This window comes from Asticcacaulis sp. W401b, from assembly GCF_046503825.1.
Taxonomy (GTDB): domain Bacteria; phylum Pseudomonadota; class Alphaproteobacteria; order Caulobacterales; family Caulobacteraceae; genus Asticcacaulis.
In genome coordinates this window covers 1-1,578 of sequence record NZ_JBKFEE010000047.1, presented here as the reverse complement: position 1 = coordinate 1,578, position 1,578 = coordinate 1, and the positions used below count along the sequence as shown (strand labels likewise).

General features: G+C 53.9%; 2 protein-coding genes. Both read left to right on the top strand.

Features of this window, described 5'->3' with window-relative positions; all coding sequences use genetic code 11:
- A partial coding sequence (locus tag ACK8OE_RS20775) for an NnrU family protein (RefSeq protein WP_410274217.1) occupies positions 1-578 on the top strand: 578 nt, incomplete at its 5' end.
- 407 nt (positions 579-985) lie between these two features.
- Positions 986-1,578: IS6 family transposase (locus ACK8OE_RS20770; protein ID WP_410274216.1), on the top strand; the 593-nt coding region annotated here is incomplete at its 3' end.

The window sequence follows — 1,578 nt, the reverse complement described above, 5'->3', positions numbered from 1 at the left end:
TGCTCGCTTACAGCTTAGTGTCACTTGGTGTCCTGGCATGGTTGATCGTTGCCGCTGGCCGCGCACCCTATGTCGAAGTTTGGGCCCCGGCTCCCTGGCAACGATGGGTGCCGTTTCTGATGATGCCGATCGTGTTTGTGCTGGTTGCCTGCGCGGTGGGGAAACCTAATCCGCTGTCATTTGGAGGCTGGCGCAATGAAGCCTTCGACCCGGCATATCCAGGTATTGCCGGGGTGGTGAGACATCCCATACTCTGGGCACTCTTCCTCTGGGCGGCGGCTCATCTCATTCCCAACGGCGACCTCGCACATGTCATTCTATTTGGGCTGTTTGCTCTGTTTGCATTCACGGGCCAACGCGCAGTCGACAAGAGAATGAAGCGACGCCTCTCCGCCGGGGAATGGGAAGGGCTTGCAGCTAACACTTCGTCCTACCCTTTCACTGCCCTATTCAGCGGTCGCTGGGCTCCGGACTATCGAAAGTTTCCCTCCGGCAGGGTCGGAACCGGATTGCTATTGTTCGTATTGGTCCTCTATGCTCACCAGCCGATGATAGGTCTTTCGCCCTTTCCGAGCTAAACCGGCTTCAGCACGGCGATCGCTGGGGAGCATTCACGAGACTGTTTGACGGAGCCATGTAGTGAAACCGCGCTTCAGCCCAATAGCATCGATACGAGATGTGATGGCCAATGGTGGCGGGTGGCTTGAAAATCTGAGTAGGGTTATGTTGTCCTTTAAAACAACGCCTTTGTTTAATTTCGTGTTTTCGTTCAGCGAGTTAGACAACCATTAAGGATGTGATTTTGATTGACTCACAATGTATTTTGTGAGATATTCGGCTCGTTGAATTGGCGGAGAACACCCCCGCGTAAAAAAAGAAGTGTTCAATCAGAAAGAAAGAGCCTCCCTTCGGGGGGTTCTGTCGCAAAAATTTTACGGATTTGGGAGATTTTCGCGCCTTTGGTTTGTGAGGGTGGGTAAATGCCATGTTCAAAGGTCGCCATTTCGACCGTTCGGTCATTCTGCTATGCGTTCGCTGGTATCTGGCCTACGGCCTCAGCCTTCGAAACCTAGAAGAGATGATCCTCGAACGCGGCATCCGGCTCGATCATTCGACCATCCATCGTTGGGTGATGCACTTCACACCACAGCTCCTCGAGGCGTTCAATCACCGGAAACGAAGCGTCCTTGGCAAGTGGCATATGGATGAGACCTATATCAAGGTCCGTGGCGAATGGCTGTATCTTTATCGTGCTATCGACAAGGCCGGCGCCACGGTGGAATTTCACTTCAGCAAAACCCGGGATCTTTCTGCGGCCAAACGCTTTATGCGTAAGGCCTTGAGCCGACACGAAAGGCCCGCTCAGGTCACTATCGACGGATCTCAGACTAACCGAACGGCAATCCTGGAAGCCGACGTCGAAGCGAGGCTGAAGGTCACAGTGGCAGACATCGCCGAAGTCCCAACCAAGATCCGCAACAGCAAGTATATGAACAACCGTATCGAGCAGGATCATCGCCGGATCAAGCGCCGCGTCGGGCCCATGCTTGGCTTCAAATCGGCAAGCTGCGCCGACAT